The following is an 8937-nucleotide window of genomic DNA, read 5'->3' as shown; positions in this document are numbered from 1 at the left end:
CTTGATTTATCCAATGGTTTAAGCACCGTTATTGCCACGAGTGCCATGGGAAATGTAAAAGCATCACAAATACGTCTTTTGCTAGGTTCCAACAACACTATTAAAGTAAACGGCGTTGTCTATCCGCTAGATACACCAAGTGCTGAACAGTCAGGATTAAAAATTAATGTAAGCCAAACATTATTAGAAAATGTAGAAAATGAAATTTTGATTGATTTTGATGCTAACAGTTCGATAGTTGAAACAGGAAATGGAACTTACAAATTAAAACCAGTTTTAAGAACTGTAGATGTTACAACGGTAGGAAGTATAAAAGGAACTATCACGCCCGTTGGGACATTAGCAACAGTTACTGCTACTTCATCAGCAAACGTAATCTACTCAAGTAATGTAAATGCTTTGGGTCAATTTCAAATACTTGGTCTTCCAGCTGGAAACTACTCATTTAAAGTTACACCAGTATTACCACTACTTCCTGTCACGCAATTAAATGTAATGGTTGCCGCTGGAGTAGCGACAAATGTTGGCGCTATTGCTTTATAATAAATTATAATATTCCTTTATTATTATAGTTACTAGAAAATCACTTGTAAAGTAATTTACAGGTGATTTTTTTTATTGTAATATGCTAATTGAAAACTTGCTCTATGGATGTTAAAAAAAATAACAGTAACCGAATGAACTAAAATAATTAAATAATTAGGTTAACTCATGATATAGTAATGAATAGATGAAAGAAAAAATAGCCCAAAATAATCTACAAATGTTTCCTACTACGATTTGTTACTCTTCCAACTCTACTATAAAACTATTCAAAAACGCAACAGAATTTTGAATATCATAATGTAAAATTCGGTCTTCTTTTACTAATGGAACTTCTTCTCGGTAAGATTTCAAAAACGTTTCTATAAATTCACTCGAATGTAAAGGTCTTCTAAATTCAATTGCTTGAGAAGCATTCAATAATTCGATGGCCAAAATACGTTCCACATTCTCTATAATTTTTAAGCATTTTGTTGCAGCATTTGCTCCCATACTCACATGATCTTCTTGTCCGTTACTAGAAACAATACTGTCAATACTAGCTGGAGTTGCTAATTGCTTGTTTTGACTAGCAATACTTGCAGCAGTATATTGAGGAATCATAAGTCCAGAGTTTAATCCTGGATTGTCTATTAAAAAAGCCGGTAATCCTCGTAATCCCGAAATTAATTGATAAGTTCTTCTTTCTGAAATACTTCCTAATTCGGATAACGCAATTGACAAGAAATCTAAAGCCAATGCCAAGGGTTGTCCGTGAAAATTTCCACCCGAAATTATAACATCTTCCTCTATAAAAATATTAGGATTATCAGTAACAGAGTTTATTTCAGTTTTAAATACTTTTTTTACATAATCGATTGTGTCTTTCGTAGCACCATGCACTTGCGGAATGCAACGAAACGAATACGGGTCTTGAACATGTTCTTTATATTGAGAAATAATTTGACTTCCATCTAATAAATATTTGATTCGTTTAGCAGTTACAATTTGACCTTTGTGAGGACGAATTTCATGAATCAGTTCATCGAATGGGTCAATTCTTCCATTAAATCCTTCTAATGAAACTGCCGAAATCACATCCGAAAAATAAGAACATTTCATGGCTTTCAAGAGGATGTAACAGCCGTAAGAACTCATAAACTGTGTTCCGTTGAGCAATGCCAAACCTTCTTTGGATTGCAAAACTATAGGTTGCCAGTTAAACTGTTTTAAAACGGACGAAGAGTGTACTTTTTTATCTTTAAAATTCACTTCTCCTTCTCCCAATAATGGTAAAGACAAATGTGCCAACGGAGCTAAATCGCCACTGGCACCTAGCGAACCTTGTGTATAAATTACTGGAAAAATATCATTATTATAAAAATCAATCAATCGCTCTACAGTTGATAACTGCACCCCTGAATGCCCGTAGCTCAAAGATTGAATTTTGAGCAACAGCATAATCTTTATTATTTCAGTAGGAACTTCATCACCAATACCACAAGCATGTGATTTTACCAGATTTTCTTGTAGGTGTGTCAGCTTATCATCAGAAATTTTTACATTACATAATGATCCAAAACCCGTATTAATCCCATAAATTGGTTTATTGTTATTTGCCATTTTTTTATCTAAATAATCACGGCATTTTTGAATATTTACTTTAGCTTCTTCTGAAAGTGATAGCGTTTTATGTTGCGAAATAATTATCCGTAACTGTTCTAAACCCAGAACTTCTGTACTGATGTAATGTATGTTTTCCATTTTTTGTTTGCAAATTGTGCTCAAAATTCAATAAACCATAGTTAATAAGCAAGTTTTGTCATCACTATTTTATTGTGGAATCATTAACTAATATTGACATAAGAAGAAAAAAAGAGTATTATATTTTATACAATCTTTTAAAAATATGATTTTAATAAAAATAACCTAAAAACTTTTTTACTATTCAAAAAATACTATTTTTGGAAAACAATGAGTAATAACATCAAAAAGCTTTAAAACTTGTTTGTATATAATAATTGTAACAATATTTATTGATGAGTGAAAAACTTCAACCTTCTCTAGGATATAATTATTTCAAATAATCCTATTTTTTAGACTTTAGGAAAAAAACAAAATCATTTTTCACCATTCATAATTCATAATTAAAATCATGATAGTATTAAAATTTGGCGGAACATCTGTTGCCAATTCAGAAAATATTTTAAAAACAATTGCCATAATCACCAATAAAAACAAAGAGGACAAACTGGCTGTAGTTGTTTCTGCATTTAGTGGCGTTACAGATTTACTTATTTTAGCAGGTAAAACCGCATCTTCTAAAGACAAAAATTATAAAGATATAATCAGTCAAATAGATAAAAAACATAAAGACGCCATCGACGAATTGATTACGTTGAGCGATCAAAGTGATATCATAAATACGATAAACAGCCACATCAATCACCTGAAAACGTTACTAGATGGATGTTATTTGCTAGGCGAATTATCAAGCAGAACCGCTGATATAGTAGCTGGTTTTGGAGAATTATTGTCCTCTCAAATTATTGCAGTTGCTCTAAAACAAAAAGTAAATAATTCCACTTTTAAAGACAGTCGAGAAGTCATAAAAACGAATTCCAACTTTGGGAAAGCAAGTGTTGAATTTGACATTACGAATAAACTGATTGGTGATTATTTTAAAAAAAATGATTTACAAGTTGTATTATTTCCAGGTTTTATAGCGTCTTCCACTGATGGAAACACAACAACATTAGGTCGTGGTGGTTCTGATTATACTGCAGCAATTATTGCGGCAGCAGTAAAAGCTAACGTACTTGAAATCTGGACAGACGTCAACGGTATGTTTACGGCTAATCCAAAAATTGTAAAACAAGCGCAACCGATAGAAACCATTTCCTATCAAGAAGCTATGGAGTTATCACATTTTGGTGCCAAGGTTTTATATCCGCCCACAATACAGCCTGTTTTGAGAGATAACATCCCCATTTTTATTAAAAATACTTTTGAACCAGATGTTTACGGAACCCTGATTTCAAATCATCCAAACGCATCTGAAAATCCAATTAAAGGAATTACTCACATTGACAATATTGCGTTGCTAACCCTTGAAGGTTCTGGGATGATTGGTGTTGCTGGTTCTTCAAAGCGTTTGTTTGAAGTGTTATCTAATGAAAGCATCAACGTGATTTTTATCACGCAAGCGTCATCAGAACATTCCATTTGTATTGGTATCCAAAATGATGTTGCCGTCAAAGCAAAAGCAGCTATTGACAAAGCTTTTGAACTTGAAATTGCACAACGTAAAATTGACCCTTGCAGCATCGAAAATGAGTTGTGCATCGTTGCACTTGTGGGCGAAAGCATGAAAAACCATCAGGGGATAAGTGGTAAAATGTTTAGCACTTTGGGTAAAAATAATGTGAATATTCGAGCGATTGCACAAGGTGCGTCGGAACGAAATATTTCTGTGGTAATCAATGAAAAAGATGTTCAAAAAGCACTGAACACCTTGCATGAACGTTTTTTTGAAGACAATACCAAACAACTAAATTTATTTGTAATGGGAATTGGAAATGTGGGAGAAAAATTTATTGACCAAATTAGCCAACAAAAGAAATTCTTAAAGGAAAATCTAAAAATAAATCTTCGGGTAATTGCTTTGTCAAACTCCCGAAATATGATTTTTGATGAACAGGGAATAAACCTAAACGATTGGAAAACAACTGTAAACAACGGCGAAAAAGCAAACGTAGAAAAATTTATTACCACAGTAAAAAACTTGAATTTACGCAATAGTATTTTTGTTGACATCACCGCAAATTATGATATTGCTAACATTTATAGCCAATTCTTAAGCGAAAATATTGCCGTTGTCACCTGTAATAAAATTGCTTGCTCTTCAGGATATGAGAATTACAAAAACCTTAAAAACCTATCCCGAAAATACAATGCGCCGTTCCTATTTGAAACCAATGTTGGAGCAGGATTACCAATCATCGATACGCTGAAACACTTGATTGCATCAGGTGATAAAATCAATAAAATTCAAGCTGTTTTATCAGGAAGTTTGAACTTCATATTTAACAACTTTAGTGCTACTTATAATTTTCACGATGTTGTAAAAGAAGCAGGTTTTCAGGGTTTTACAGAACCTGACCCAAAAATTGATTTAAGCGGTATCGATGTGGCTCGTAAGATATTAATCCTTATTCGCGAAAGCGGTTATAAAATGGATATTGAAGAAATTGAAAACAATTGTTTCCTACCAAAAGAATGCATGGAGATAACCAACAACGAAGATTTCTTTAAATCGTTAATCAAATATGATACACATTTTAATAAGCTGTTAGCGGAAGCAAAAGCAAAGGACAGCCGTATAAAGTTTGTGGCCAAATTTGATAACGGAAAAGCATCCGTTGGATTGCAATTTATTCCCAAAGAAAGTCCGTTTTACAATCTCGAAGGAAAAGATAATATAGTCGAATTCTACACAGATAGATATGTAGATCAACCTTTAATAATAAAAGGCGCAGGTGCCGGCGCAGCAGTCACAGCTTCGGGAATTTTTGCTGATGTAATTAGAATTGGTAATGTATAATTTAGTCCTAAAGTCGAATGTCGAAAGTCTTACTATAACTTGCCTGTCAACATTCAAAAAACTTTATGACGTTATGACTTTAAGACATTATGACTGAAATAAAAATCTTCTGCCCTGCCACTATCGCCAATCTCAATTGTGGATTTGACGTTTTGGGGTTGTGCCTCGAAGGCATTGGAGATGAAATGATTATCCGGAAAGTTGCTGAAAAAGGAATAAGAATAATCCAAATTACTGGTGCCGATTTGCCATTTGAAACCGAAAAAAATGTTGCTGGAGTTGCTGGAGTAGCTTTGTTAAATGCTACAAATTCCGAATTCGGTTTTGAAATCGAAATTTACAAAAAAATCAAAGCCGGAAGTGGTATCGGAAGCAGTTCGGCTAGTGCAGCCGGAGCAGTCTTTGGCATCAACGAGCTTTTAGGCAGACCATTTACCAAACACGAACTAGTTTACTTTGCCATGAAAGGCGAAGTAGTTGCCAGCGGAAGCGAACATGCTGATAACGTTGCACCATGCCTTTTAGGAGGATTCACCTTGGTTCGCGGCTACAATCCTTTAGATGTTATTAAAATAGAAAGTCCTTCTGAAATTTATGCAGTGGTTTTGCATCCACATATTGAAGTGAAGACTTCAGATTCTCGTGCGGTTTTATCACCAACAGTTTCCCTGAAATCGGCTATTACACAATGGGGAAATTTAGGAGGATTAATTGCTGGTTTGTACACTAACGATTATCAACTCATTGGTCGTTCTTTACAAGATGTTATCGTTGAGCCAGCACGAAAACATTTAATTCCCAATTTTGATAAAGTAAAAGAAAATGCTTTACAGAGCGGAGCATTAGGTGCTGGAATATCTGGTGCTGGACCATCTATATTTGCCTTATGCAAAGGAAAAATCATTGCCAATTCTGTCGCCAAAAGCATGAGTAATGCCTATGCTGACACAAATATTCCTTTTGATATTCATATTTCAAAACTGAATGATGAAGGAACTAAAATAATTACGAATTAGGAATTACGAATTATGAAATACTATAGCTTAAACAACAAATCACATAAAGTTACATTTCAGGAAGCTTTGGTAGCTGGTTTAGCACCCGACAAAGGTTTGTTTTTTCCTGAAAACATCACGCCACTACCCGACTCATTTTTTGCTACTATTGATAAGCTTTCACACGAAGAAATTGCTTTTGAAGCAATTAAACAATTTGTTGGCGATGAAATTCCAAAAACCAAATTAAAACAAATAATTACAGAAACCTTGTGTTTTGATTTCCCTTGTGTTCGTGTGGAGGATAATGTTTTTTCATTAGAACTTTTTCACGGACCTACAATGGCGTTCAAGGATGTTGGAGCACGCTTTATGTCGCGTTGTTTAGCCTATTTCAATAAAGATAAAGATATAAAAAACACCGTTTTAGTAGCCACTTCTGGTGATACAGGTGGTGCCGTTGCCAGTGGTTTTTTGGGTGTTCAAAATGTAGAAGTTATCATCTTATATCCATCTAGGAAAGTGAGTGATATTCAGGAAAGACAGCTTACCACATTGGGTCAAAACATTAAAGCTTTACAAGTGGATGGTGTTTTTGATGATTGTCAGGATATGGTTAAAAAAGCCTTTATGGATGAAAGTTTGAAACACAAAAACTTAACTTCAGCGAATTCTATTAATATTGCACGATGGTTGCCTCAAATGTTTTATATTTTCTTTGCCTATCGAGAGTTGAAAAAATACAACAAACCTATCATTCTGTCCTGTCCCAGTGGGAATTTTGGGAATATTTGTGCTGGAATCTTGGCAAAAAAATTGGGCTTGCCCATCGCTCATTTCGTAGCTTCGACCAATGCAAATGATACCGTTCCAAGATTTTTAGAAAAAGGGAATTACGACCCAAAACCATCTGTAGCCACAATTTCAAATGCTATGGATGTTGGCAATCCAAGCAATTTTATTCGAATTCAAGAATTATACAACAACGATTTAAACGAATTTGAAAAGGATTTTTCATCGTATACTTTCACTGATTCCGAAACAGAAAGTACTATAAAAGATATTTATAAAAGAACAAAATACATTGCAGAACCGCATGGAGCCGTGGGATATTTAGGATTGAAAAAACAAATGTTGAAAAATCCAACTTTCATCGGCGTATTCCTTGAAACTGCGCATCCAATTAAATTTTTAGATATTGTGGAACCTTTGTTAAATCTAAAATTACCCATACCAAAACAAATTGAAAGTGTTTTGGGCAAAGAAAAAGTAAGCATCAAGATTAAGACATATCAAGATTTTCAACAATATCTTACTTGATTTTTTATATTTGTGTAAACTCCTTAATTAATGAAAAAAATTACTTCTCTTCTGGTTTTGTTATTAGTTTTTTCTGGCTGTGGCGTGCGCCAAACTCGAAATTTACTAACCTCGGGCGAATATGATGCGGCTATAAAAAAAGCTGTTGATGGCTTGGATGGTAATAAAAATACCAAAGGCAAACAAGATTATGTTTATCTACTAGAAGAAGCATTTGCCAAAGCTAAAGAGCGCGATTTGCGTGATATTAAAGGTTGGTTCAAAGATGCAAATCCCCAAAATTTAGAAAAAATATACTCCACTTATGTACAATTAAATTACCGTCAAGAACAAATTCGTCCTTTGCTGCCTTTAAAATTATTGAAAGAAGGTCGCGATGCGATTTTTCCTTTTGATGAGTATTCCGACGCTATTGTAAGCAGCAAAAATGCGCTATCAAAATATTTGTACGACAATTCAAAAGCCTTGTTAGCCAATAAAGATAAAATGGTAATTCGTCGCGCTTATGATGATTTAGTATATTTAGAAAGCATTAATCCGGGGTTCAAAGATGTTGCTAGATTGACTGACGAAGCCAAATTCAAAGGAACAGATTTTGTAAATGTGACCGCAAAAAACGAAACCAATATGGTAATCCCCGTTCGTTTACAAAATGATTTACTAGATATTAGCACTTACGGTTTAAACGACAAATGGACAGTTTATCACAACAACAACAACAACAAACAAAAAGGAATTGACTACGATTATGGATTAATTGTCAACTTTCGGGAAATAAATATAACACCCGAACAAGTCAAAGAAAGACAATTTGACAAAGAAAAACAAATCAAAGACGGCGTAAAAAATCTTTTAGATGCAAATAATCATGTCGTAAAAGATAGTTTAGGTCATCCTATAAAAGTAGATAATCTAAAAACTATTCGAATAAGTATCTATGAATTTTCACAGATAAAATCGTGTCAAATAAAAGCTAAAATAGATTATGTCAACCTCAAAAATAATCAGCTTATAGAAACATTTCCTTTAGCGAGCGAATTTGTTTTCTCTAATAAGTATTCAACTTACAAAGGGGATAAACGTGCTTGCGAAGAAAACTATTTTTCTAATTTTGATAAAAGACCTTTGCCCTTCCCTAGTAACGAACAAATGGTTTTTGATACAGCAAATGATTTAAAAGCGAAACTAAAAGACATCATCGTACGCAATAAATTCAGAAGGTAAAAAGGAAATTCTTTCGTTGAGATAGTTGCCACAAAACTGCTCGTCAAACAAACTGCTCTAATTTACCAGCATCAATTCCCTCATGTGAAACATTGTAAACTGTAGTTCCGTCTTTGATAACAATAACTTGCGGCGATTGATGCACCACACCAAAATGAATCGTCCTAAAATAGGTTGACTAAAAATTAAACACTTTTAGTATCCTATGGAAACAACAACAAATCAAGCCTGTCGAAAAGAAGGCTATCAAAAAGTAACTTTCGAGCACAAACT

Annotated in this window: 7 protein-coding genes; 5 read left to right on the top strand and 2 right to left on the bottom strand. The window is 33.8% G+C overall.

Annotated elements, in window-relative coordinates; all coding sequences use genetic code 11:
• On the top strand, window positions 1-543 hold a 543-nt coding region (locus tag Q0Q96_RS10650), incomplete at its 5' end, for a DUF4382 domain-containing protein (RefSeq protein WP_293875190.1).
• 240 nt (window positions 544-783) lie between these two features.
• Here Q0Q96_RS10650 and hutH read toward each other — a convergent pair.
• Window positions 784-2286, bottom strand: a complete 1503-nt coding sequence (gene hutH, locus Q0Q96_RS10645; protein ID WP_293875188.1) for a histidine ammonia-lyase — start codon at window positions 2284-2286, stop codon at window positions 784-786.
• Between the two features lie 391 nt (window positions 2287-2677).
• On the opposite strand from hutH, the gene thrA reads away from it, so the two are divergent.
• The 4 genes from thrA (at window position 2678) to Q0Q96_RS10625 (ending at window position 8664) form a co-directional block, all read left to right on the top strand.
• Window positions 2678-5125: a bifunctional aspartate kinase/homoserine dehydrogenase I gene (gene thrA, locus Q0Q96_RS10640; RefSeq protein ID WP_293875186.1), complete on the top strand. Its 2448-nt coding sequence runs from the start codon at window positions 2678-2680 to the stop codon at window positions 5123-5125.
• Between the two features lie 89 nt (window positions 5126-5214).
• Complete coding sequence (locus tag Q0Q96_RS10635) at window positions 5215-6141, top strand: homoserine kinase (RefSeq protein WP_293875184.1); 927 nt, start codon at window positions 5215-5217, stop codon at window positions 6139-6141.
• A 12-nt stretch (window positions 6142-6153) separates the two neighbouring features.
• A complete protein-coding gene (thrC, locus tag Q0Q96_RS10630; protein ID WP_293875182.1) occupies window positions 6154-7440 on the top strand; it encodes a threonine synthase in 1287 nt (428 codons plus the stop codon).
• Between the two features lie 30 nt (window positions 7441-7470).
• Complete coding sequence (locus tag Q0Q96_RS10625; RefSeq protein ID WP_293875180.1) at window positions 7471-8664, top strand: hypothetical protein; 1194 nt, start codon at window positions 7471-7473, stop codon at window positions 8662-8664.
• Between the two features lie 43 nt (window positions 8665-8707).
• Here Q0Q96_RS10625 and Q0Q96_RS10620 read toward each other — a convergent pair whose 3' ends face one another.
• Complete coding sequence (locus Q0Q96_RS10620; RefSeq protein WP_293875178.1) at window positions 8708-8809, bottom strand: monothiol bacilliredoxin BrxC family protein; 102 nt, start codon at window positions 8807-8809, stop codon at window positions 8708-8710.
• Window positions 8810-8937 lie beyond the last annotated feature (128 nt).

Source organism: Flavobacterium sp., assembly GCF_025352015.1.
In the GTDB taxonomy this organism is placed as follows: domain Bacteria; phylum Bacteroidota; class Bacteroidia; order Flavobacteriales; family Flavobacteriaceae; genus Flavobacterium.
This window is presented reverse-complemented; position numbering and strand designations above follow the sequence as displayed.